Annotated in this window: 20 protein-coding genes and 1 pseudogene; 15 read left to right on the forward strand and 6 right to left on the reverse strand. The window is 61.5% G+C overall.

Annotated elements, in window-relative coordinates; genetic code table 11:
• Positions 1-86: 86 nt before the first annotated feature.
• Positions 87-1436 carry a chromate efflux transporter gene (chrA, locus tag LAQ58_RS00590; protein ID WP_224448687.1) on the forward strand — a complete coding sequence of 450 codons (1350 nt, stop codon included), beginning with the start codon at positions 87-89 and terminating at the stop codon, positions 1434-1436.
• A gap of 168 nt (positions 1437-1604) precedes the next feature.
• Here chrA and LAQ58_RS00595 read toward each other — a convergent pair whose 3' ends face one another.
• From LAQ58_RS00595 to LAQ58_RS00605, 3 genes are all read right to left on the reverse strand, one after another.
• Complete coding sequence (locus tag LAQ58_RS00595) at positions 1605-2855, reverse strand: inorganic phosphate transporter (protein ID WP_224448688.1); 1251 nt, start codon at positions 2853-2855, stop codon at positions 1605-1607.
• 282 nt (positions 2856-3137) lie between these two features.
• The gene (locus LAQ58_RS00600; protein ID WP_224448689.1) at positions 3138-3926 is read right to left on the reverse strand and encodes a creatininase family protein; all 789 of its coding nucleotides are present in this window, start codon (positions 3924-3926) and stop codon (positions 3138-3140) included.
• Between the two features lie 65 nt (positions 3927-3991).
• Positions 3992-5074, reverse strand: a complete 1083-nt coding sequence (locus LAQ58_RS00605) for a class I SAM-dependent methyltransferase (protein ID WP_425490723.1) — start codon at positions 5072-5074, stop codon at positions 3992-3994.
• A gap of 168 nt (positions 5075-5242) precedes the next feature.
• Between LAQ58_RS00605 and LAQ58_RS00610 the strand changes: the two genes are divergently transcribed.
• Positions 5243-6145 (forward strand): helix-turn-helix transcriptional regulator, encoded by a 903-nt coding sequence (locus tag LAQ58_RS00610; RefSeq protein WP_224450199.1) that lies wholly within the window; start codon positions 5243-5245, stop codon positions 6143-6145.
• Positions 6146-6521: 376 nt separating this feature from the next.
• Positions 6522-7928 (forward strand): FAD-binding oxidoreductase, encoded by a 1407-nt coding sequence (locus LAQ58_RS00615; RefSeq protein WP_425490724.1) that lies wholly within the window; start codon positions 6522-6524, stop codon positions 7926-7928.
• A gap of 186 nt (positions 7929-8114) precedes the next feature.
• Here LAQ58_RS00615 and LAQ58_RS00620 read toward each other — a convergent pair whose 3' ends face one another.
• The gene (locus LAQ58_RS00620) at positions 8115-9593 is read right to left on the reverse strand and encodes a carotenoid oxygenase family protein (RefSeq protein WP_224448692.1); all 1479 of its coding nucleotides are present in this window, start codon (positions 9591-9593) and stop codon (positions 8115-8117) included.
• 171 nt (positions 9594-9764) lie between these two features.
• Here LAQ58_RS00620 and LAQ58_RS00625 point away from each other — a divergent pair, with 171 nt between their 5' ends.
• The 4 genes from LAQ58_RS00625 (at position 9765) to LAQ58_RS00640 (ending at position 13800) form a co-directional block, all read left to right on the forward strand.
• Positions 9765-11150 (forward strand): M28 family peptidase, encoded by a 1386-nt coding sequence (locus LAQ58_RS00625; RefSeq protein ID WP_224448693.1) that lies wholly within the window; start codon positions 9765-9767, stop codon positions 11148-11150.
• The gene (locus LAQ58_RS00630; protein ID WP_224448694.1) at positions 11147-11788 is read left to right on the forward strand and encodes a pyroglutamyl-peptidase I; all 642 of its coding nucleotides are present in this window, start codon (positions 11147-11149) and stop codon (positions 11786-11788) included. Before LAQ58_RS00625 ends, LAQ58_RS00630 begins: the two co-directional genes overlap by 4 nt.
• A 274-nt stretch (positions 11789-12062) precedes the next feature.
• Positions 12063-12821: a LolA-like protein gene (locus LAQ58_RS00635; protein ID WP_224448695.1), complete on the forward strand. Its 759-nt coding sequence runs from the start codon at positions 12063-12065 to the stop codon at positions 12819-12821.
• A gap of 439 nt (positions 12822-13260) precedes the next feature.
• A complete protein-coding gene (locus tag LAQ58_RS00640) occupies positions 13261-13800 on the forward strand; it encodes a GNAT family N-acetyltransferase (protein ID WP_224448696.1) in 540 nt (179 codons plus the stop codon).
• An 82-nt stretch (positions 13801-13882) separates the two neighbouring features.
• On the opposite strand, the gene LAQ58_RS00645 is transcribed toward LAQ58_RS00640, so the two are convergent.
• Positions 13883-15841 carry an amylo-alpha-1,6-glucosidase gene (locus tag LAQ58_RS00645; RefSeq protein ID WP_224448697.1) on the reverse strand — a complete coding sequence of 653 codons (1959 nt, stop codon included), beginning with the start codon at positions 15839-15841 and terminating at the stop codon, positions 13883-13885.
• Positions 15842-15945: 104 nt separating this feature from the next.
• On the opposite strand from LAQ58_RS00645, the gene LAQ58_RS00650 reads away from it, so the two are divergent.
• The 8 genes and pseudogenes from LAQ58_RS00650 (at position 15946) to LAQ58_RS00685 (ending at position 23393) form a co-directional block, all read left to right on the forward strand.
• Positions 15946-16143, forward strand: a complete 198-nt coding sequence (locus LAQ58_RS00650) for a hypothetical protein (RefSeq protein ID WP_224448698.1) — start codon at positions 15946-15948, stop codon at positions 16141-16143.
• Positions 16144-16179: 36 nt separating this feature from the next.
• Positions 16180-16362, forward strand: a pseudogene (locus tag LAQ58_RS19030) (extracellular solute-binding protein); the annotation flags it as partial.
• 40 nt (positions 16363-16402) lie between these two features.
• On the forward strand, positions 16403-16990 hold the full coding sequence (locus tag LAQ58_RS00660) for a carbohydrate ABC transporter permease (protein WP_224448699.1): 588 nt from the start codon (positions 16403-16405) through the stop codon (positions 16988-16990).
• 194 nt (positions 16991-17184) lie between these two features.
• Positions 17185-17994 (forward strand): helix-turn-helix transcriptional regulator, encoded by an 810-nt coding sequence (locus LAQ58_RS00665; protein ID WP_484494503.1) that lies wholly within the window; start codon positions 17185-17187, stop codon positions 17992-17994.
• 206 nt (positions 17995-18200) lie between these two features.
• Positions 18201-18806, forward strand: coding sequence for an OsmC family protein (locus tag LAQ58_RS00670; RefSeq protein WP_224448701.1), 606 nt, complete (start codon positions 18201-18203; stop codon positions 18804-18806).
• A gap of 265 nt (positions 18807-19071) precedes the next feature.
• Complete coding sequence (locus LAQ58_RS00675; RefSeq protein ID WP_224448702.1) at positions 19072-22008, forward strand: PAS domain S-box protein; 2937 nt, start codon at positions 19072-19074, stop codon at positions 22006-22008.
• A gap of 185 nt (positions 22009-22193) precedes the next feature.
• Positions 22194-22415 carry a hypothetical protein gene (locus LAQ58_RS00680; protein WP_224448703.1) on the forward strand — a complete coding sequence of 74 codons (222 nt, stop codon included), beginning with the start codon at positions 22194-22196 and terminating at the stop codon, positions 22413-22415.
• Positions 22416-22685: 270 nt separating this feature from the next.
• Positions 22686-23393, forward strand: a complete 708-nt coding sequence (locus LAQ58_RS00685) for a DUF2270 domain-containing protein (RefSeq protein ID WP_224448704.1) — start codon at positions 22686-22688, stop codon at positions 23391-23393.
• Between the two features lie 71 nt (positions 23394-23464).
• On the opposite strand, the gene LAQ58_RS00690 is transcribed toward LAQ58_RS00685, so the two are convergent.
• Positions 23465-24541, reverse strand: a complete 1077-nt coding sequence (locus tag LAQ58_RS00690; RefSeq protein ID WP_224448705.1) for a TrmB family transcriptional regulator — start codon at positions 24539-24541, stop codon at positions 23465-23467.
• Positions 24542-24718: the final 177 nt, after the last annotated feature.

Below are 24718 nucleotides of genomic sequence, written 5' to 3' on the forward strand. Positions count from 1 at the left end.
ATTCTTCCGCTCGTTCTCGCACGGCGAGCAACTACAGTCCTCTCCGACGATATCGCTTTTTACCGCCTCTTACGCACCTCCTTGTGATGGGTGGTGGAGACACAGTCCCCGAGGCGGACCGGTACGCCGGCCGTCCCACTCGGCGACGACTGATGGAGATCGCGCGGTTCTTCCTCAAAATCGGTCTCGTCGGGTTCGGCGGCCCGCTCGTCCACATCGCGATGATGGAGGACGAACTCGTTGGTGAGGGGAGCCGTGAGTGGCTCGACGAGACACGGTTCATGGAGGCACTCGCCATCTGCAACACGCTGCCCGGTCCCGCGTCGACGCAACTGGGCATCTTCATGGGCTGGGTTCGCGGCGGACTCGCAGGCGCGTTCGTCGCCGGTGTGACGTTCATGGCACCGACATTTCTGATCGTCGTCGCGTTCTCGTACGTTTACTTCGCCTACGGACAACTGCCCTCCGTCGAAGCGGTGTTCCGCGGCATCAACCCGGTGGTAATCGGTCTGATCGCGGGCTCCGCGTACTCGATGACGCGAAGCGCACTGAGACAAGGGAGGGCCGATTTCTCGTTTTCGCTCGGCGGCGAGAAGTGGCGGGTCGACTATCTCCTCTCGGTACTCCTAGTCGGCGCACTCGTGGCGACGGTGCTCGTCGCGCCGAACCCGGTGCTTGAGTTCGTCGTCGCAGGGTGTATCACCGTCCTCGTCTATCGCACCGAGTGGGTTCGCGCGAACCTCGGCCGCGTCGCCACGGTTGGAGCGCTCGCGACCGTCGCTGCCGTTCTCTACGGATTCCGCGACGCACTGGTTGGAAGTCTTCGACAACTACCCCTTCCCGCGACGCTCATCAGCGCATTCGCGGCGCTCTGGGCGAACACGTGGGTCAAACTGTTCCTGTTCATGTTGTACACGGGGTCGTTCATCTACGGCGGGGGGCTGGTGCTCATCCCGTTCATCGAGACGTACGTCGTCGGCGAGTTCGGCTGGCTCACAGCCAGAGAGTTCGTCGACGGGATTGCTATCGGGCAGTTGACGCCCGGACCGGTCGTGATGACGACGGCGTTCGTCGGCTACGCACTCTTTCTCCCCGAGGGCGTCGGATGGGCCGTTGTCGGCGCGTTCGTCGCGATGGTCGGCGCGTTCGCGCCGTCGTTCGTCTTCGTTGTCGCTTTCTTCCCGTACGTCGCTCGCGTGCGCGAGAACGAAGTCGTCAAAACCGCACTCCTCGGCGTCAACGCCGCCGTTGTCGGCGCGATTATCGGCGCGACGGTGTCGCTGTCGACGGAGGCGATTCTCCTCGGTTCGACAGTCGGGACGGTGTTCGCCGCCGGACTCGCCGTCGCCGCGTTTCTGCTCTTCGTCCGCGGCGTCGACGCGGCGTATCTCATTATCGGCGGCGGCGTGTTGGGTCTCGGCTTTCTGCTGTTCTAGCTCTGCTGAAACCCTTGGAGAGTCACGCATCTCATTTCCTGTGGCGGACGTCTCGTGCTTGAGGGCGCGTGAGGACGTCACCAGATTCGGACGTGTCTTGGCATCCTCGTAGTTCGGGCTTGAATCGTAGAGACGGCCACTCTTGCGCAAATCGAGCGTCTTCCTCAATCACAACAGGATCAGGAACAGCAGGTACGATCCGACCACAGCGAGCGTCGGAGTGAGGACCCACATTGCTGCAATGCGTTTGACTGCTCTGGGGTCGAAGAGGCTCTCCCGATCCAGATCTGCCGCACCCACTTCGCCGATGTCTGGGATATCTGGTAGTTCTTCGCTCGACTCCTCCGGAGGTGATTCGCCCCGTGCCAGGTCGCCGACGGTCGGACTCGTGGGGACGTTTTCGGCCCTGGAGGTGACGAGTGCACCCGTCGAGACATCGAGGTCGAGCTTGCGCTGGGGGGCAGGAGTCGCAAGTTCGACTACTGTCGCCGCCCGACTCGCACGACCCCAGCCGAGGCCGATGATACAGCAAGTGGTACTCACGGCCAAACTTGCTGGGATGCCCAGTACCGACAGCACCGTGATGATGGTCCCCCCGACAACGGAAACGATGAGCGCCGCCAGGATCGGGAGTTCGGTGATGTCGTCCCCGACGGTATCGAGCGTCCGTCTGGCGATAGTGAACCCGCCCAGCCCGAACGCGAAGACGGCCAGAAGAACACCCTGGTCGACGGTCAGCGGTCCCTCTGCGCCCACTAGCGGCGCGACGGCGTTGGCCGCGTTCGATGCCCCGGCGGAGAACGCCATGTAACAGGCGATGATCACAACGGTGGCCGAGCCAACGATGTCGCGTACCGATGCGTTTTCGTTAAACCGTGGCCGTGGGACGGTCCCGGAGCGGTCCAACCGAATCAGGTGGGCTTCGAACCGGGTGAACGCGATGCGACGGTCGAGATACGGGTAGACGTAGCGACCGATGAACGCCCCACACGCGAACCCAACTAGCGGTGCAACGATCCAGGCCGAGACGATGGTGAACATCAGTGCCTGGTTGAGCGTCCCGGTCGCGAGTCCCAATCCCACGATAGCACCGACAGCAGTCATCGACGTCGAGGCTGGAACACCGTAGAGATTCGAGACGAGCAACGACGTACCGGTGAAGAAGAGGACGCCGACGCTGGCGACTGGCGAGAACTGTGTGGCGGGGACGATGCTGCTGCTCATCGTATCGATGACGTTCCGCCCGACGGTCCACGCGCCCACGAGTGCGAACGAAGTGAACAGTGCCGCAGCGGTTGTCTTTCGCACGAGGCGACTCCCGACGGACGGGCCGAACGCGACACCGGTTGAGGAGCCACCGATATTGAACCCCACGAACACCGCAACGAGGACGCCTATCGCAGCGAGAAGGGTCACCATATTAGCACTGGCCTCTCGTAGAGACTAGCCACACAAAACGGTGTATATAGCAATAGTCCGATTCTTCACTCAGTTGAGTGTCCCTCATGCTGCACTCGCGCATTGTATTCAGCTAGCTTCCCAGTGAGATACCACTTCTTCGAGAGAATCTATGTGCTGCAGACAGAGGGTGTATGCGGCTCGAGAATATCAATCGTCCCCTCTGTGTAAGGAGGCTACACTGTACACGGCGTCGGAGGATGCCATCTGCCCGAAAGTCGGGGTCATCTCGACCGACGGCTGTTACTCAGCCGTTTCGAGCGCGTCGACGAGCAGGCGGATGTCGGACACCGCCGCCTCGACAAGTTGCGCACCCTTCCGTTGTGTCGCGACGGTCGGATCGCCGATGTTGCCGGTCGGCGTCAACTCCTCCATGTCGTCCGCGCTCAGTGCCCACCCGACCTTGTTCTCGCCGAGCGCGTCGTAATCGGTCAGCGGCAACGACTCTTCGGGCGGTGGGACGTCTTTCGCCCGGTCCATGTCCACTAGATCCGGGAACAGTTCGAGCATGATGCTCGTCTCGAACTCCGAAGCGTGAAACGAGACGTCCCCGGTGCGGATCTCCGCGGCGACGTCGGCGAATAGTTCGACCAGCGGCACGTGGAACGCTTCGATGCCGAGTTCGTTTCTCAGCCGTCGGACGACAATGTCGAGTTCTGGGTCCTGTGCGAGGTAGTGGCCGTTGAGAAGCAGAATGTGTTCGATCCCCCAGTCGGTCGCGGACTCGCAGATATCGAAGACGTATCGCTGGAACGTCTCCGTCGAGACGGTGAACGTCCCCGGCTTGAACGTGTGGTGGGGACTCACGCCGTACCAGAGCGGCGGTGCGAGCAAGGCCGGGCTGGCTGCGGCGACCCGCTCGCCGATTGCCTCGGGCATGTATACGTCCACACCCAGGGGCAAATGGTGGCCGTGCTGTTCGGTGCTTCCCACCGGGAGCAACAGCGTCCTGGTCTCGGCGAGCGCGTCTTCGAGTTCCTGCCACGTCATCTCCGCGACGCGGTACCTCGTCGTCTCGGCCGTCTCGGTCATGTCCACCCGTTATCCCCACGGGCATATAGTACCGACCGCGCGCTCGACCGGTGGTGTACTCGTCATCACGATCTGGCTTCGAGTACGAGGTTGAACGGCGTCTCGGTCGCCCGGCGGACGCTCGTGAACCCGCCCTCGGTAATCACCTCACGGAGACGCGCTTCGCCAGCCTGTGCTCCCAAGACGGGGTCGCCGCCCTGGTTGAGCGAGTTCGGCACACAGGCCATCGTCGAAGCGCAGTAGAACGCCCTGCCCACCGGGTTCAGGTTGTCCTCGATCCGATCGTTGGCGAACGGCTCAACTAACATCCACACCCCGTCGTCGGCGAGCGTCTCCCTGACGTGTGACGCCACGCCGACCGGATCACCCATGTCGTGATACGCGTCGAACATCATCACGAGGTCGTAGTCGGTCCCGTTGTACTCCTTCGCGGTCGCCACCTCGAAGCTGATACGGTCCGCAACACCAGCTTCTTCGGCTCGCTTGCGGGCCACCTCAATAGAGTGATCGTGGTAATCAATAGCAACGAACTCCGAACCGGGGTAGGCTTCGGCCATGATGATCGTCGATGCGCCGTGACCACAGCCCACATCAGCCACACGGGCACCCGCTGTGAGTTTCGCGTCCATTCCATCGAGTGCAGGGATCCACTCGTCGATGAAATTCGTCTCATAACTGGGCCGGTAGAAGCGCTCCGTGCCGTGACACACGTCCTCGTCTTGCTCGTGCCAGCCCACACCCTCACCGGTTCGGAAGTCGGCTTCGATCTCTGAGAGGCGTTTCTGATAGCCCATCAAACCCTGGAACCCACCAACGAGGAACGCGGGGCTATCCTCGTCGGCCAGCAGCGCCGCCTGTTCTGGTGTGAGGCTGTAGCGGCCCGTCTCCGAATCGTAGGTAACGTATCCGCCTGCCGCTCCCGCGGCGAGCCATTCGTTGACGTACGGTTCCACGGTGTCGGTCCGCTCAGCCAACTCGACAGGTGTGAGTGGCCCGCCGTCGGACAACGCTTCGTAGAGGCCGAGCCTGTCGCCGATGACGATCAGTGGCGCGTAATATGCCGCCCCGAGCTCGTTGACGGCCATTCCGACGAGTTTGTCTAATTTTTCTTCATCGATCGGTTCGTCGGCGATAGTCGGTGGTGCCATACCTGAACTGTAGGCAACAGACGTATTGGCCTCATCCACAGAGATACCGTTCGACCAACTGAACACCGTTTCAGGGTGTGAGTAAACGTTTCAGAGCGTGAACGGAACTCGGCATCCTACGGGCTAGAATTACTACCAGTGCCATCATACACTGCGCTAGTGAATGACATGGACACCCCCGAAGACGACCAATCACCCGACCTCGTGTTCAAACCGCCAGGGTCGCCGATTCTAGAGGCCGTCCTGCAGAACGCGCGGAATCAGAAATACCTCGGCAAGCGTATGGACGCGGCCGGTTCGCGCATCGACACGGACCTGCTCGGCGATATCGTCCGACACGGCCCAGTCCTCGAAGCACTCCGTGAGGAGCCACTGGACCGCCGCGACATCGAAGAGCGCCTCGACGTCTCGCGGGCGACGAGTCACCGCTTGACGAAGTGGCTCGACGAACAGGGGTTCGTCGAGAAAGTCGATAGCCGGTTCCAGTTGACGGGACGTGGCGAGGCGGTCACCGACGAGGTACTTCGATTCGAGGCGAACGTGAGCAGCGTCCATCGGATGGGGCCACTGTTGGACGTGATCTGTCCGCACCACGCGGAGTTCGCCATCGAACCGATGGTTGAGGCGACCGTAACTGTCGCGGAACCGGCCGTTCCGTACCGACCGGTCGAACGATTCATCTCGCTCGTGAGCGAGTCGGAGACGTTCTGGGGGTTCAATACGACACACATGGCGCCGTTGAGCATCGGTGAGTTCTACCAGCAGATATTCGATGCCACCGAGAGCGAAGTCATATACCCACTCTCTATCGTCGAGAAACTCTTGGACACGTACCCGGCCCGGGCGAACGAGGCAATCGACAGCGGGCAATTTACCCTTCGGACCCGCGAGAAGTTGCCCTATGGACTCGCTATCTTCGACGAACGCGTCGGGATTGGTGGATACGACGACGAGACGGGACTGTTGCAGGCGTTCGTCGATACGGACTCGCCTCTCGCCCGCGAGTGGGCCGAACGGGTCTACGCGTCGATCAAGGCGGATTCGACTCTATTTGATAGCCCGGGGGATTAGTAACATCTGCGGACAGGCTCTCGTAACCATCGTAAACCGAGAAAGAGGGTTCCACTGTTTGCGGCTGTATTCTCGTGTCCCCGTGGCTTCGAGCGAGATGAATCCTGCTTAGTTCGAACTTGTAGGATGGATACGTGCGGTGTATTCCGCAAATTTCCCAGTGAGATACCAGTTTATCGAACAGATCTATTTACTGCATATAGAGTGTGAAACAGCCGCTAGGTTAGACGGCTACTCAGTACACGATTTCTGTTATCTGTTCGGCTCGCTCAGTCATCCGTACCAAACTCTGGGTGTGAGGGACGCTAGCTCTTTACATGGTTTTCGCCCGTAGGTCTGAATAAAGGTGGGTGTAGCACCCCTACTTCACAAATTCATGGTAACATTCACACAACATCGGCCATTCGAAAGTGAGGCGGCTGACCAGCTCCGAACGCGCGTCCGAGGTGAGATTTTGCTGCCAGATGAAGATGGATACAACGAGGCCCGTACCGTCTGGAATGCGATGATTGATAGATATCCAGCGATCATCGTGCGAGCACTTGGCGCAGCCGACGTAATGCAGGCAGTGGGTTTCGCCCGCGACCACGATTTAGAGATTGCAATTAAGGGTGGTGGTCACAACGTTGCAGGCTACGCCGTCTGTGACAACGGGCTCATGCTCGACCTCTCGAAGATGAGATCTGTCAGAGTTGACTCCGAGAGCAGGACCGCCCGCGTTGAGCCTGGTGCTGTCCTACACGATGTCGATCAGGAGACGCAAGCTCACGGGCTAGTCGTCCCCGGTGGGTTCGTCTCTTCGACCGGCATCGCTGGACTGACACTCGGCGGCGGATTCGGCTATCTCTCGCGTAAGTACGGCCTGACCGTCGACAGTCTTCGATCGGTTGACCTCGTCACCGCCGACGGTGAACTCGTTCGAGCGAGCGAGGACGAGAACCCGGATCTGTTCTGGGGTCTCCGCGGTGGGGGTGGGAACTTCGGCGTCGTGACGTCCTTCGAGTTCGACCTACACGACCTCAGTCCGACCGTCCTCGCGGGTCCGGTCGCTCATACCTTTGAGGACGCTCCTCAGGTTATGCGTGAAGTCGCCGCCGTCATGCACGAGGCGCCTGACAACGTGTCCTGCCTCATGGCAATCCGGCATGCACCGCCCGCACCATTTCTACCTCAAGAAATCCACGGCGAGAGGATCCTACTAATTGCGATGATTTACGCGGGAGACCCTAACGAAGGCAAGACTGCACTCGGTCCGCTGCGCGAAATTGGTGATCCTGTCGCCGACGCAGTCGGGCCGAAACCGTACACTGCCTTCCAGTCGACATTCGACGCGGCGAACGCCGAGGGCGCCCGAAACTACTGGAAGTCACATTACGCGGAACTCTCCGACGAGGTCATCGATGTCCTCTGTGAACACGCTGAGAGACTCCCCACACCCGAGTCTACCATCGGAATGCTTGCGCTTGGTGGTGAAATCTCACGCCAATCTGCTGATTCAGCACCGTATCCCCACCGGGATGCCCCGTGGGTCCTGAATCTCCAAGCTCGGTGGCGCGAACCGGAGGACGAACGGAGCATCAAATGGTCACGGGAGTTATTTGACGCTCTCACGCCGCACGCCTCGGGCGGCGTCTACGTCAATTTCATCACCGAAACCGACGACAAAGAACGGATTCGTGCAGCCTACGGTGAGGAAGTCTACGATCGGCTTGCCGCCCTCAAAGCGGAGTGGGATCCAGAAAACAGGTTCCACCTGAACCAGAATATCGAACCGACCGTTTGAACTCATCTCCGTCCTTGGATCGACCGGTTCTGATAAATAGCGGTTCTGTCTTAAACGCTCGCCGCACGTCTCTACTTGGACAGTTGACCTGCTGTGTACGCGCGTTGTAGTCAGCATGCCCGCTAAAACCAATCTCGTGCAGAGAATTTCGATAGAGCGCATCTCTGACTTGGTCGCTCGCCGCGCTTACGCCATCGAGCGCGTCGGTCGCTCGCCCGTCCGGTAGAACTGCCCGTGGAAGTCGAACGGGATCGGCTTTGAGAACACCGCGCGAGCGCGTTCGGCCATCGTCGCCGCATCGAGTACCAGGAGGAACGACCGCTCGGCGTCCGCGTCGAGCACCACAGAGAGCAACACGCCGTCGTCTTCGGCGACGTCGTCTCCGCGTTCTCCGTCAGCCTGTGGCGATTCGCGCGGGACGAACAGTGGTTCGCCCGGGTAGACGTTCGGTTCGGTCCACGTCTCCGAGGTCTGAAACTGCCCGCTTCGCTCCTTTAAGTCGACTTTCAGAATCCTGTCTGAGAAGCCTTGCGGCGAGCGCTCCTCGGTACCGACGCCGTAGACGTAGCGGTACGGCCGGGTATTGTGCCGCGCGTAGTGAATCGTCGGGAACTCCACGTGGCCCGGGTGGAGCGTCCGCGCGACGACGTGTCCCGACGCGAGGCCGATCTGCAGGCGTCGAAGTTCCGCGCCCGGCGGCGAGAAATCGGATGAGTCGAACGCGTCGAGGCGGAACGCGTCGACGACGCTCGCGTCCTCGAATGCCGCGACGTCGAGATGAAGCGCACCCTCGCGTTCGAAGGCGTTGACGTGATGGAAGACGAAGCATGGCGCGGTTCGCGCGTTGGTCACGAGTTCGCCGCTCTCTCTGTCGACGACGAAAATACGCATCCCGCGCTCGGGTTGCCAGCGGTAGCTCTCGACGAACGGCCGGTCCCGAAGCAGTGCGAGCGGAGTCGTCCGCAGTGGCGGGACGAGCAGCGCGATGTAGTTCGGCGTCAGCGCGAAACTGTGGAGGTAGCCGGGTTGGTGTATGGGGATGTGCGCGAGCACCTCGCGGCGTTCGTTCCCGTCGGGGACGCGGTAGACGAGGTACTCGCTTCGCAGACCGAAGCGCGTCGCAACGCCCACTGTCTCCTCGCGAAACGGGTCGTAGTGGACGTGTGCAAGCGGTCCCGCCCGCCCCACCTCGTCGTCGAACTCTCTCGGCCCGCGCGTTCGGAGTGTCTCGGGGTCGTAGGCGGTCCACCGCGGCGTCTCCGTCGCCGCGAGGTGGCGGCCGCCGAGGTAGACAACGTCGACGGAGGCATTGTCCGTCGCCACGCGGGTGCCGAACCGTCGAAGGCGTCCGAGTCCGCGCCACTGCGGGTCCGTCCCGAACTCGCGGAGACGGAGGCGGCTGTGCTCGCGGACGTGGCGAAACTGTCGGCTTCGCAGGAATCGATTGGTATACCGGACCTCGCCGTCGTCGATGGCGAACCGCCGGAGCATCGCCAGCCCGTCGAACCAGTGGTTCACTCGCCGGTCGCCGACGGCGAACGACCCCGGTCCATTGCGGACGAGCGTCCCGTCGAGCCACGACGGAATCTCGCCGTCAACCTGCAGCGATTTGTCGGTGTGCTCGGTGGTGGCTGGTCGTAGTCCGAGTCGGTGGTCGCTGCTCATCGACTCGTTCCTCCGAATACTGCTATTGGTCCGACTGCGACTCCGCAGTCCATAGGAGACGGTCGGTCGCCAGCGGAATGGCGTTTGTGTCGAACTGTAGCCGGGTTCCCCACCACTGGCGCCGGCTACCGCTTCCCCGACACTCTTGTCTACCCCGACGAAGGCTCTCTCATGACACGACTTCCCGACGAAATCGTCGGCGACGCACAGACCAGCACGTTCGGGTGGGAGACGCTCCAGTCGCTCGTCGACGTCGGCAACCGGATGGCCGGACAGGAGGGCGAGGCGGCAGGCGCGGAGGTCGTCGCCGATGCGTTCGAGAGAGCGGGATTGCGCGGCGTGAAAATCGACGAGTTCGACATCCCCGGCTGGTGGCGCGGCAGTTCCTCGCTCGAACTCCGCGGGTCGCACCCGCGTCGCCACGAGAGCCAACACGAGGTGTTGGCGCTGCCGGGGTCGCCCTCGGGGACGGTTTCGGGTCCGGTCGTCGACGTGGGCGACGGCACGTACGAGGAGTTCGACGCCGCCGCCGCCGACCTAGAGGACGCAATCGCGCTCGTCTCCAGCAACACCCCCGAAAACGCCGACCGGTGGCTCCACCGCATGGAGAAGTACGTCAACGCCGCCGAGCACGGTGCGGTCGGCTTTCTCTTCCGAAACCACATCGAGGGGTCACTGCCGCCGACCGGCGAGGTCGGCTATCATAACCGTCCGGGTCCCATCCCCGCCGTCGGCGTCTCCAAGGAGGTCGGCGAGCGACTCGTCCGCTACGCGGAGAATGAGGTGGAGTTCGTCATCGAACTCGACGTCGACTGCCGGAACGAACCCACGAAGTCGAGAAACGTCGAGGGTGTCCTGGGACCTGCTGACGCCGAGCAGGAGGTCTTGGTCACCGCGCACGTCGACGCCCACGACATCGCCGATGGCGCCAACGACAACGGCGCGGGGTCGGCGCTCGTCGCCGAAATCGGTCGGTTGCTCGCGCAGGTCGAGTCCGACCTCGACAGCCGAGTCCGGTTCGTCACCTTCGGCTCCGAAGAGATCGGACTCTGGGGGGCGTACCACTGGGCGGAGAGCCACGACCTCGACGCGGTCAAGTGCGTGCTCAACGTCGACGGCCCGGCGAACTCCCGAAACGTCCGCGTGGGAACCAACGGTTTCGACGCGATGGGCGAGGGGTTCGAGACCGTGGGCGAGGCGCTCGACGTGCCGATCCAATCGGGCGACACCATCTCGCCGCACGGCGACCAGTGGGCGTTCGTCCAGGAGGGCGTCCCGGCCGTCATGGCCACCTCGACCTCCGAGCAGAGCGGTCGCGGGTGGGGCCACACCCACGCCGACACACTCGACAAACTCGACCCACGCGACCTGCGCGACGTGGCGACGATTCTCGCGAGTACGGCCTACTATCTCGCCAGCGACGACGTGGAGACGCCGCACCGGACGCGCGAGGAGATTCGCGACAGCATCGACGCCGGCTACGTCACCGAACTGAAGATGGGCGGGCGATGGCCGTACGACGACGACGCGAGAAGCGGGGCGAACGAGGGCCGATGACGCTGTTGCTCACCGGTTACGAACCATTCGGTGATGACGACGAAAACCCGACCGAGACGCTCGCCGAGGAACTCGACGGCGAAACGGTGAACGGACACGAAATCGTCGGGCGTGTGCTTCCGGTCGAGTACGACGCGGCCGCCGACGAGATGGCGACGCTCGTCGCCGACTACGACCCCGAAATAATCGTCTCGACCGGACTCGCGGCCGGCCGCTCCGGGGTGTCGATCGAACGAATCGGCATCAACACTAACGACTGCGGCGGTGTCGCCGACAACGCGGATGCGGAACCGCGGAACGAAGTCATCGACGCCGACGGCGCGGACGCGTACTTTTCGACGCTCCCCGTGGTGTCGGTGGTCGAATCGCTCTTGGACGCCGGCATCCCCGCACGCGTCTCGAACACGGCAGGGACGCACCTGTGTAACAACATCCTCTACAACACCCGCGCGTTGCTCGAACGAGAGGGACTAGAGACGCCGATGGGATTCGTCCACATGCCGTTGACACCCGAGATGGCCGCCGAGAAGGCAAGCGAGGGTGAAGCGACGGCGGGCGGTGCGGTGAAAGCGAGTCTTCCGTTCGAACTGCAGAAACGAGCCGTCGAACTGACGTTCGAGACGGCGCTTGACAGCTGAGCCGTCAAACTGATACGTCTCATCCTGTCTGAATTAGCGCTACTCGATTCCTCGTTTGCCACGAATTTGGCTGAGTTGCTCATCGAAAACCCTCAGAACGTGACATAGATTGTGTGCTGAATACAGAGGAATGTATCCATCAATGAGCGCCTGTTTATTTCTCTTTTTGGTCTGCTGAACGGCTGTTAGAAAGAGCGTGCGTAGTTGTTCCTTCTTGTCAGTCTCGTCCGTAGAGTTGGCAAAGTTTTTATTCATAACATGTATCACATTGTGCATGGCCCGCCCTGCCCTCCATGCCCTGCTGGCTGTCTGTCTCCTGATTTCAGGGTGTGTGCAGCTTGGCCCCGACCACACGCGCGAGGAGCGCGCAGTGGAGGCCCTCAACAACGCGACGGACGCCCTGACGGAGACCGAGACGTACCGTTTTGAGTCGGAAATGACCGTTACCGCCACCGCCGATAGTCGCACCGAACGGGTCGACATCGACCTGACCGGATCCGTCGACGCTGTGGCTCGGGAAATACGCTCGAACGCCACCAGCAACGGCGAGTCGCGACGAATGTTCGTGGTGAATCGGACCGTCTACCAGGAGTGTGCACACCCGTGGGACGGCTGGGCGGTTGAGGAACATAACGGCGACGCCGAGTGGGTGAACCGGACCCCTGCCGTCCGGCAGTTGTCGCTGCTGGAGTCGGGGTCGCTGTACTGGAGTGGTACCGAGACTGTCGACGGCGAGCAGGCTGTGATCATCACGGGCGAACCAACCGCCGACGCACTTACTGAGTACCAGGACGAACAGTCGCAACCGCTATTCGGCGGTCCAAGCGTTGACGACGCTGAACTTCGCGCCTGGCTTGACGCCGACACCGGGCGGCTCCTCAGGACGGAACTCCGCTTCACAGTGTCGGAAGGGGACAACACGGCGAGGACGACGATGACCACCACGTTCGGCAACTACGGAGAACCTGTCTCGGTCGACCTGCCCGCAGAAGCGCGAACGAATCAGTACGAACTCGGCTGCCCCGGGGAGTGACGATCCCGGTAGGGCGTCGACTTCCCGTTCCCGAGCATCCTTGTCGGCATCATCAGGCATAGCCGACCCCTTCGTCGACACCACCCAGCCACGATGACAAATAGCATGAGGTTCCCGGCGGAACTGCCGAGTGCGACGATGTAGCGCTCGAAGTGAACCAAGACGACGATTGGGAAACGTCACAGTCGAGATGGTCAACAGAATCACCGTTATTGAACGGTCTGCGCTCTCGACAGCTGAGGGGTGGCCCGGTTCGAGATTCACGCCTTCTGTACGGCACGGTCACACCGAACTACCCAGTATCTGTCCGAAGGCACGTGCTGGATTCAGAGGATGTAGTCATCAATCACGTCTATCACCATTCTACGGAGGTACCGCGTATCGGACCACTGTGAAACCCATTCACAATCGTTAAGCGGAGCTTCGAGCAAGTCTGTTCATGCCTGGGCCAGCCTTTCTTGTAGGGAGTACTGTATCACTCTGTACGGTCGAAGAGGAGGATATCGCGTTCATCCACGAAACGATCAATTCGCCAGAAATTTGGAAAACGATGGAGCCCTCCAAACCGTATACGCTAAACGAAATTCGCGCCATCTTCTCTTCGGACTCGGAGCCATCATCTTCAGTTCGCTTCCTCGTCACCGCTGAGACGGAACCTATTGGATTAGTCGGGTTCTCAGAGATAAACGAGACAGCAGGTGTTGCAGAACCAAGTTGTTGGATACACCCAGACTACTCCGGCGAAGGCTATGGAACCGAGGCGATCGAACTGCTCATCGAGTATGGGTTCGACCACTGTCGGCTTCATAAATTCGTCGCGGAGGTGATCGGATTCAACGAGCCAGCCCAACATCTCTTGGACAAGATCGGTTTCATCGAGGAAGGGAGGCAACGAGACCACGATTTCGTCGATGGAGAATACCACGACTGTCTCTTGTACGGATTACTCGCGACCGAGTGGCAGCAACAGTGTCGATAACGGTCAACGCGCTGGTTCTATAGATATACAAGGCGAGTGCCTCAGAGTTTGACCCCCGAGGTGGTTCACTGGTTCTCAGCGCTTACGAACTCGGCGTCGGCGCGTCCCGTGAATCCGGTTCGTCCGGCACCTCCGCGACGCTTCCGGTGACGGCTTGCAGGAACGCCAGTGGCGCGGCGGCGGCCCACGCCTGCGGTTCGCAGGCCTCGCCGTAGGAGACGGGAACCTCGGTCTCCTCGCGCTCGAATCCCGCGAACAGTTCGGGAAGGCGGTCGTTGCCGCGCGCCTTGGCGGCCGCGACGAGACCCTCCGCGACTCTTCTGGCGGCGCCGACGCGGCCGTAGCGGGCCATTCCGAGGACGACCAGCGAGTTGTCGTGCGGCCAGACGCTGCCGAGATGATAGCTCTGGGGGTTGTACGCGCCGTGGCTCGACGCGAGTGTCCGGATGCCCCACCCAGTGAACATGTCGTCGGCGACGAGGCGGTCGACGAGTGCGTCCGCGCGCGCCTCGGGGACGATGCCGCTCCACAAGCAGTGACCCGCGTTCGTCGTCACCGACGCGACCTGCTCCTTCTCGCTGTCGAGTGCGACGGCATAACAGTCCTCCTCGGGCAGCCAGAACGCGTCGTCGAACGCCCGCTTGAGGGCGGTGGCTTCGCGTTCCAGTTCGGTCGCGCGACTCTCGTCGCCAGCGTAGCGCGCGAGGTCCGCCCCGCGGCGCTTCGCGTCGTACGCGTACCCCTGCACCTCGGCGACCGCCAGCGGCCCGGTTGGATGCGACCCGTCGGGGTGCATGATGCCGTCGCCGCTGTCCTTCCACGCCTGGTGGGTGAGGCTGCCGTCGCCGCCGTCGGTCGGATATTCGAGGAAGCCGTCGCCGTCTCGGTCGCCGTACTCGTCGAGCCAATCGAGCGCGCGCTCGACGTGCGGGCGCATCTCCTCGGCGAACGCGTCGTCGCCGGTTCGCCGCCACGTCTCGTGGACGAGAACGACGAACAGCGCCGTCGCGTCGACCGTGCCGTAGTACGGCGAGTGCGGCACCTCGCCGCGGGCGGCGAGTTCGCCGTAGCGGACCTCGTGGAGAATCTTCCCCGGTTCGGCGTCGCGGAACTCGTCGGCTTCGTCGGCCTGGTGGGCAGCGAGATAGCGACAGGTCCCTTTCGCCAGCGCGGTCGAGAGACCGAGCGACTGGTAGGCGGCGATGAGCGAGTCACGGCCGAACGACGTCGCGAACCACGGGACGCCCGCGGCGAGCATTGGGCCGTACTCGGTGTCGAGGCGGAGTTCCAGCAGGTTCTCGCGGCTTTCTTCGAGTACCGACTCCCAAACCTCGGGGACGTCGTCGAGGACGGTCTCCTTTCGCCACGTCCGCTCACGTTCGCGGACTTGTTCGCGCGCGGCGCTGACGGCCGCCTCGGGGTCCGAGGCCGGGCCGTCGGTCGTCACCGCGAGCGAGAGCGACTGCGTCTCCTGGGCGTCGAGTTCGAGTGGAATCGACAGCGTCGCGTTCGCGCGGCCATTTGCGGTGTCGACGCTCAGGTCTGCCTCGCGACTCACGGCGACTGACACCGTCGCGGAGAAGTCCACGTCCTCGGGGTCATAGGCGAACGTCACGCCGTTTTCGTGCGTCTCGACGGCGATGTCACGCTTGTGGACGGCGTTCCCCTCGAAGCCGCGCACCTCGAACAGGTCGTCGAACCGGGTTCCGACCGACAGTTCGAGCGTCTCCGACTTCGAGTCGCGCGTGAGGTTCGTGACGCGGACGGACTCGTAGAGGCCGTCGGTGACGAACTGTCGGCGGCTCAGCTGCAGCGCCCGCGCGCCGCGTTCCAGCGGCGTCGCGAGGTGGACGAGTCGCTCGGCGGGTCGAACGTCGACCAGTTCGAGCGGTTCGAGCGTCCGTCCGGTCGCGCCGAGTCGGTACCGGTCGAGGCGTCTCGTGTCCCGGTGGTAGAAGCCGTCGTGGCTACGCGTCGGAACGCCCTCCTCGTCCGTTACGAGAAACGTTGACCCGTGCGCCACCGTGCTGTCAGTCTTCATTCGGCGTGGACTCCGGTCGGGAGTCAGTTATACATCCCGGTCCACACTACCCCAGTAGTGAGAAACCTCGAATGTTTATTAATCGGTGTCCGTATGTGCTGAACATGGCAAACGATACCACGCGGTCGGACGGGATGACACGGCGTCGATTCGTGCGTGCGGCCTCCGCTGCGGGTGCGGCGGGGCTGGTCGCCGGGTGTACGAACGACTCGGGCGGCTCCGGCGGTTCGGGCGGGTCGAACGGCTCCAGAAGCGGTGGCTCGGGCGGCGCGCCTTCGGGTGACCTGACGCTGTCCGGGTGAGCCGACGACGACACCGAATCCGAACTCGTCAAGGAACTGCTCTCGGAGTTCGAATCCGACCACGAGAACATCAGCGTCCAGTACAACGCGGTGCAGTCGGAGTACAAACAGAAGATGAAGACGCAACTCGGCGCGGGCAACGCGCCGGACGTCTTCTACCTCGACGGGAGCTACTTCAGTTCCTTCGCCTCCGAGGACGTGCTCTTGGAGATGGATTCGCTCGGAGACGACGACCAACACCGTCATCTTCGCGGGCGCGGTGACGCTGTTCAACCTCACGTTCGACAGCCTCGCGGGCTACGCGCTCGCGAAGCTCGACTTCTGGGGCCGCGACAAGCTCTTCTTAGGCTTCATCTCGACGATGATGATTCCAGGGATGGTGACGCTCATACCCGTCTATCTCATCCTCGTCGAACTCGACTGGACGAACACCTACCAGGGACTCATCGCACCGCTGATAGCCGGACCGTTCGGCATCTTCCTGTTTCGGCAGCACTTCAAGAGCCTCCCGTCGGCGCTCGGCGACGCGGCCAAAATCGACGGCTGCAACGAGTTCCAGACGTTCTACAAGGTGTACTTGCCGCTGGCGAAGCCCGCGCTGGCGACGCTCGGCATCTTCACCTTCATGGGCGCGTGGAACAACTTCCAGTGGCCGCTCATCATCGCCAACGAGAACGAGATGTACACGCTGCCGATCGCGCTGTTCGCCGTTCGGAACCAGTACTTCGCCGCATGGGGGCTGATGATGGCCGCCGCGCTCATCATTGTCGCGCCCGTCCTCGTTGCGTTCCTCGCGGCGCAGAACTACTTCATCCGCGGGATGAGCCTCAGCGGGATGAAGGGATAACATCCTCCTCGCCGTAAACGGCGAGGTTTCCCCATCCGCGCGCTCGGGGTCGAACCGGCCATCGTACCTCGCAAAACGGCGCGTGGAAGACTCCTACTCCATCTACAAACATCACAAATCTGACCTCTACTCGCATGAACAGTCCGAATAGTTATCTCTGATGCTTGCTAACGAGTAGCGTGGTATGAGGTACCATGAAACCTGTCGACATTGACTCACCGATTGGTGACATCGCGTATCTCGCACGGTCTGAACATCGTGTCCCAACGCTCGTCGCGCTGACGGAGCGTCCCTGGAGTCGCTCCGAACTCTGTGAGTTGACCGAAGTGTCTTCGTCAACGATTCGACGAACGTTGCGCCAATTCGAAGACCGTACTTGGGTCCGGAAGGAGGGATGCCAGTACGTGGCAACACGGCTGGGAGAGGCTATCGCAGACGGGATGGAGGACCTGACTAGCCTTGTCGAAACTGAACGAAAGTTACGTGCCGTCTGGCACTGGCTTCCAGACGAAGTGACTCAGTTCCCAACCGAGACTTGGTCCGAAATGACTGTCACGCTCCCGGAGCCCGCTTCCCCCTACCGCCCCGTGAACCGATTCGAGTCGCTTCTCCAGCAGACGAACGAGGTCCGTTATCTTCGACCCGAGGTTGCCTTGATGGAGCCCTGCTTCGACGCGCTCTTCTCCCTGATTGATACCGGATTAGACGTGACGTTGATCGACCGACCGAGTTGCCACGCATACTTCTTCGCGACGTACCCCCAGCGCAGCTTAGAGATGGAGAAACGGGACAATTTTACCATTCTTGAGCATGACGAACTCCCCCAATGCGGAATTGGCCTCCTTGAAGATCGAGTTACGCTCAGCTGTTACGAACAGGCCAGTGGGTCGGTCCAGGCATTGATCGAGACCGACGTTCCGGTTATCCGCGAGTGGGCGGAATCGATGTATGCGTCGTTCGAGATCGACGCGCGACCGGTTGCACCCGAAGCCTACATTGAGTGATCGCGATATCATCCCGTTGCTCGGTGTCTTCCCCTCTACTTTGCAGGACTGACTGGTTGGGCCATCGATTCCTCGGCGGAGTTCGGTGAGCAACTGTTGACGCGTGGCCAGTAACTGAAACGATGGTAGGACCTGCCGAGACGTCACGAGATAGCTACCTATCCTCAACACTCGTATCGCCTCTCGCCGGGAGGCAAAACAAAATCATGGCAGAAAGAGAACAAATAAGCCACGGAGTGGACCTGAACAAACTCGGCGAGTTCGCCGAATACGCGGCCGAAAACCCCGACGCGGTGCAACTCGGACTCGGGGCCCGCTCGACCTACGAAGGGACGTGCGCGCACAGCTTAGCGACGATGGATTCGTACACGCTCGGCAGCGAGACGATTGAGCGCGAGACCCGCGAGTACACGATTCCGTACGGGGGATGGAAGGAGGTGCTGGACGCCGGTGGATGGGTCGGTGCAACCGACCGGATGGAACCGATCGAGGTCGCGCTCTCCGCGCTCGCCTCGTGCATCAACGTGGGCATCACCATCAACGCCGTCGCCAACGGCGTCGACATCGAGAAACTCCAGACGCGCGTCCGGACGGACTGCGACCCGAGCGTCCTCTTCGGTCTCGCCGACCTCGACGAAGCCGACGGCGTCTTCGAGAACCTCACCGCCGAAGTAGAGGTCGAAGGCGAGGACATCGACGAGGAGACGATCGACGAGTGGGCGCGCCGCGCGCCAGTGTTCGCGCTCGTCTCGCTCGCACAGGACATCGATATCGCCGTCGACGCGGCCACGGTGGCTCACGCCGACGACTAGAGGTGTACGCACGAACGACGACTCCGCCTGTGTCGCGACGACGGCAGGGTACAAGGGGAGTTCGGGGGTGCACCTCTTTTCGCCTGTTTCCGCGCTTTACTTCGTTGTCCGAGCGACGGTCAGTCTCGGATTGCGGTCGCAGGCGCGCTGTTGACACCCTCATTCGGTGAATTTCATGAGGTTGTGTCGAAGACAGAGCCGTTGTTCAGCGCAGCAGAACTCTCCTCCCGTCAGAGTTTTCCGCCCTTACAACCAGGAAGCGGTAATGACAGATGAGGCTGGGGATAACCCGTTCTCTTCACAGGAGGGGTTGAAGGAATCAGCCGACACCCATCAACACCCGCAGGATGATCGTGACCTTCAGTTTCGCGCTCTAGTCGACGCCGTCGAGGAGTACGCGATTTTCCGCCTCGATCCCGACGGATACGTCGCGAGCTGGAACTCCGGCGCCGCACACATCAAGGGTTATGCTGAGGAGGAGATCGTCGGCGAGCATTTCTCGTCCTTCTATACCGAGGAAGACCGTGCAGCCGGAATCCCTGAGGGGAACTTGGCCGCTGCGGCTGAGCAGGGATCCATCGAGGACGAAGGCTGGCGTGTGCGCAAGGACGGGTCGCAGTTCTGGGCGAACGTCACGATTACGACCATCCGAAACGACGACGGCGACCTCGAAGGATTCGCGAAGGTCACGCGCGACATGACAAATCGAAAGCGAGCTCGCGAGGAACATCAGCTCCACCTATCAGTGAGCCGGTCGGTGGCAGAAGCGACGTCGCTCGAAGCTGGGATCCAAGCAGCGCTTGAGGAGGTTTGCGAGTGGACCGATTGGGTCATCGGGCAGGCATGGATCGTGACTGACGACAGAACAGCCGAGCGATTGCCCGTGGCTTACGTCGAGGATCCGAAATACACACCCTTTGAGGAGTCTTCTCGCGACTTCACCTTCGCACCTGACGAGGGAATCCCCGGACGAGTCATCGAATCGGGTAAGCCTGTCTGGTTCCCCGACGTCACCGATGTCTCCGAAACCGTCTATCCACGCACGGCTCTTGCGTCCCAGTTCGGTCTTCAAGCGGGGGTAGGCGTCCCCGTAATGACGGAGGGAGAAGTGGCGGTAGTGCTCGAATTTCATATGGCGGAGGAGCGCGGCATAGACGACCACCTCGTCGAACTCGTCAGCTCGATCGCGGCCGACATCGGAGGTCTAGTGGCTCGGAAGCAGATCAAAGACGAACTCGACCGCGAACGGGAACTGCTCGCGGAGATGATGGATGCGGCCCCCGTCGGGATTTCGGTCCACACCGCCGATGGCCAGGTCGAGCGGATGAACGAGCAGGCGATGGCCCTTCGCCACCTTCGCCCAGACGCCGCGAAACTCGACGCCGACGACCGTGTGTTCTTCGACGAGAACGGAAATCGGGTTCCCGCGGAAGCACGTCCATTCGCGCTCGTCCGCGAGTCCGGCAGACCTATCTACGACTGGACGGCGAAAATCGAACTCCCCGACGGCAAGCGCAAGTGGCTCTCGATCGACGCTGCTCCCATCGAGAGCGACGACGGGACGCTCGACCGGGTCGTCATCGTCGAAGACGACATCACCGAACTCCGCGAGCAGTACCGCGCGGTCACCGAGTCGATCAACGACGTAATCGTGACGATCGACGAAGATAGCGTCATCCAATCGGTCAACCCGGCGGTCTCCGATATCTTCGGATACGACCGGATCGAACTGATCGGCGAGTCGCTGACCGAACTCATGCCCGAAGAGTACCGCGAACAGCACCACGCGGGCATCACACGGTATCTGGAAGCCGGCGAGCGAGCGCTCGATTGGGATTACGTCGAGTTGCCCGGGAGGCACGCAAACGGGGCGGAGATCCCGTTGGCGGTCTCGTTCAGTGAGGTCCGGTATCGCGGTGACCGGTATTTCACCGGCGTTATTCGCGATATCTCCGCGCGCAAGGAAGCCGATCGGAGGCTCGAAACCCGAGCCCACCAGCAAGAAGCCATAGCCGAGTTCGGGCAGTTCGCCCTCGAGGCCGACGACCTCGACGAACTGATGCACGAAGCGGCACGGAGAGTTGCGGACGTTCTGGACAACGCTTACTGTAAAGTGCTCGACCTCGACCCGGATGAGCGCAAGCTCTTGTTACGGCAAGGCGTCGGCTGGCAGGAGGGAATCGTCGGACGCGCTACCGTGGCCTCCGACGATAACTCCCAGGCGGGCTACACGCTGCTCTCCGATGAGCCCGTCATCGTAGAGGACCTCGACAGCGAGACGCGCTTTTCCGGCCCCGACCTTCTCACCTCCCACGACGTCAAAAGCGGTATCAGCACTATTATTGGCTCAGTCGACGATCCGTGGGGAATCCTCGGGACCCACGACACCCACCGCCGGAAGTTCACCGAGGAGGACGTTAACTTCGTTCAGAGCGTCGCAAATATCCTTGCGGAGGCGATCGAGCGCCATCGGTACCAGGCGGATCTCGAGCGGTTGGTCGACGACTTAGAGGAGTCGAACGAGCGGTTAGAGCAGTTCGCCTATGCGGCCTCCCACGACCTCCAAGAACCATTGCGGATGGTATCGAGCTACCTCCAGCTTATCGACCAGCGGTACGCGGACGAGCTGGACGAAAACGCCGAGGAGTTCATCGGCTTCGCTATCGACGGAGCCGAGCGCATGCGGGAGATGATAGACAGTTTGCTCGAGTACTCTCGGGTGGAGACGCGAGGAGACCCACTCAAGCCGGTTGACTTAGATCCCATCCTCAACGGCGTAATCGAGAACCTCCAGGTAAAGATCGAGGAGAGTAACGCGGAGATCACCGCCGATCCTCTCCCCCGGGTCAAGGGCGATGCCAGCCAGATCCGCCAAGTGTTCCAGAATCTCCTCGATAACGCCATCGAGTACTCGGGCGACGAACCGCCGCAGATACGTGTCACCGCCGAGCGTGACTTCGATGTGCACGTGATCTCGGTCCGCGACGAGGGGATCGGCATCGACCCGACCGCTACCAATCGCATCTTTGACGTGTTTCAGCGTCTCCACACCCGCGACGAGCATCCGGGAACCGGCATCGGACTCGCCCTCTGTGAGCGGATTATCGAACGGCATGGTGGCGAGATTTGGGTCGACTCGGAGCCGGGCGCGGGATCGACATTCTCGTTCACGCTTCCGGTCGCGAGCCCACCGGAGACGTGATTTCGCCTCAGTAGACCGATTCGGATGCGGTCGAGCGGCGACTTATCGAGCAGCCCTGCTGATGAATACGCGCGCTACATCCGGAAGAATTGCCGAAACCAACCAAACCACTGTCAGAAGCTGTGCGCTGAACGTAGAGACTGAATCTACGAAACGCTTTCTGCTGTCTGGTTTGTAGTCAAGGTATGTCCACGACTGTCACAACCCCAGACGCGGACGAGACGTGTGAGTACTGTGGGTCGCGTATTTTCGACCACGACCCGATTTGCGTCCGTAACTGTACCGACGATTGCGGATCGCCGCTATACTTCTGTAACTACGCTTGTCTCTCGACGTACATCGCCGAAAACGACCTGACTACTGGCAACGCTTGTGAATGGTCGCCTGATGAAAGTGACTGTTGGTAAGTAGGCCCCCTGTACTGAACGGATTCTCTCCTGTTGACCAGCTATCGACTCGTGCTACGTTCGCGCCCTCTGTTCGGCATGCGATTTCTATCATGTTTTGTATATTTCAATAGACCGTCGCGGTCTACAGATGAGCAAGGCGAGTGTCTCGGGGCTTGACTCCGAGGCGGTTCACTCTCTGACTCGAAGAACACGACTGACCCGTCCTAGGAACGTACTGTCTTCGTTTCTCGACAGCGACGATTTCCCGCTCAGGAACCGACGTAGCGTATGAACGATCACAGTTCTCCTGTCGATTCTCTCGACGACGAAGACGAAGAGGTCGCTGCCGAATTCGCTCACGATGCAGAAGCGCTCCTATCGACGATTCCCCACTACTACCGGGGAGAGGTCAGCCAGGCGAACAACGCCCAGAATCGAATCGATCAGACGACTAACTGGGTCGTCACGATAATCGCAGCACTCCTCTCGGTCGTGTTTGCCGGCCCGGGCATCTCCCCGAACCTGCTGCTCGTCGGTATCGTGATCCTGGCTATCTTTCTCAGCTACGAAGCTCGGCGATATCGCTTCTACGACCTCTACCGAAGCCGAGTACGAATCGTTCAACAGAACGTCTTCGCGAACGCGTTAGATCCTAAAGGAGTAGAACACTCGGAGTGGCGCGAGGAACTGGGTAGAGATCTTCGCTATCCGACGTTCAAAGTGACGATGCTCGAGGCCCTCTCGCGACGCATTCGTCGAATATACGGTCTCCTGTTCGTCATCGTCGGCATCACATGGGTCGTCAAGGTCACTATTTTGACACCTGAAGCGGCGTGGTTCGACGACGGAGCGTTGCCGGGAATACCGGGAACGGTCGTTGCGGCCGTACTTTTGGTCGTGTATCTCTGTCTCGCGGTTGTCGCGTTCTGGCCGAACGCCCGTGAAGCGGCAGGGGAGATATACGGAGAAGAGCCGGGGAAGTGGAAACGTGATTGATATCCTCCCTGCCACGATGCGAGGGTTTAGTTCATACTTCGCCGCGGGAGACGTTCAAAGAGAGATTGGCATCACTCGATTTTCCCGACGACGAACCGCTGGCCTTCGATATCTTCGACCAGCGCGCCCCACCCGCCGACGCTGACGACTTCGTCGCCGGTGTCGAGTTCGAGCGTCGCCGCCTCGACAAAACTCGACAGTAGCGGTCCGGCGTCCCCATCGCCGGCGACGTAGTTCACATCGGCTACGCGGCCAGTGAGTTCCCGTTTTTGCCGTCCGGTACGGTCCTGTCCGGTCACGGTGAGCGTCACCTTGCGGCCGGCCTCCACATCATCGTGGATGTCGCGGATGCACTCGCGGATGTTCGTGTAGGTCGCGGGCAACGAGCCGTCGCGCGCGGAGTACAGCGGTTCCCACGTCTCCCAAAACGCTGTCTGGAAGTGCGAGTCGAAGACGCGCGACAGCGAGTAGTCGTTGACGAGCACGCCGTACTCGTGATTCGGATGCAGCGGCGCTTCGGGCGCGAAGCAGACGTGGATACGGTCGGCGAGGACGAGAAACGGCGTCGGTAAGGTTCGAAGACGAACTTCGGTTGCCACGCCCGCGAAGGCGAACTCGCGTTCGTCGACGCTGTCGCCGGATGACTCGGGCGTCAGCGTGAGTTTGACGACGACCCCGCGGTCGACGGCCGCCGACAGCACGTCGCGGAATAGGTCGAACTGCGCGGGCGTCAGCGCCAACTGGAGTTCGTTCTCGGCGTCCTCGATGGCCTCGCGCGCACGGTCGAAGATAGAAGAGAGAGGCTTGAGCACGCTGACGCGGTGGTTCTCGACCGTCGGACGCTCCCAGCGATCTCGAATCTCCGCGGCCGCGTTCGTCACCGTCTCCGCGTACGCCTGTAGGTCGCCGACGACCGCCGAGGGGTCGTGCGCGCGGGCGTGCAGGCTCCCCTGTTGGTACGTCTCGATGTAGCCATCGCTCTCGAGGTTGCGAAGGACGTCGTAGATGCGCGCCTGCGGGACGCCGCAGGCGTCGGCTATCTCGGTCGCGGGGGCGCTGCCGAGTTCGACCGTCGCGATGTAGGCGTCCGCCTCGTACTGGGTGAGTCCGGTCCGCTCTAACGTCGAGCGGAGTTGGTCGGTGTCCATGCTCGGATACCGAATAGAGGGAGTCCGGACGGTTTCGGCGTTTCGGTGTTCCGACGGACGAGCGATAGCTCGCCTACGACGCCGCGCGACGAGTTCGGTTCAAGTGACTCTGGTGAATCCCGCACGCGGAGATAGGTTTCAGAAGCCGTGCTGAACACAGGTGGAAACGCTTCGTCC

The organism is Haloprofundus salilacus (assembly GCF_020150815.1).
GTDB classification, from domain to species: domain Archaea; phylum Halobacteriota; class Halobacteria; order Halobacteriales; family Haloferacaceae; genus Haloprofundus; species Haloprofundus salilacus.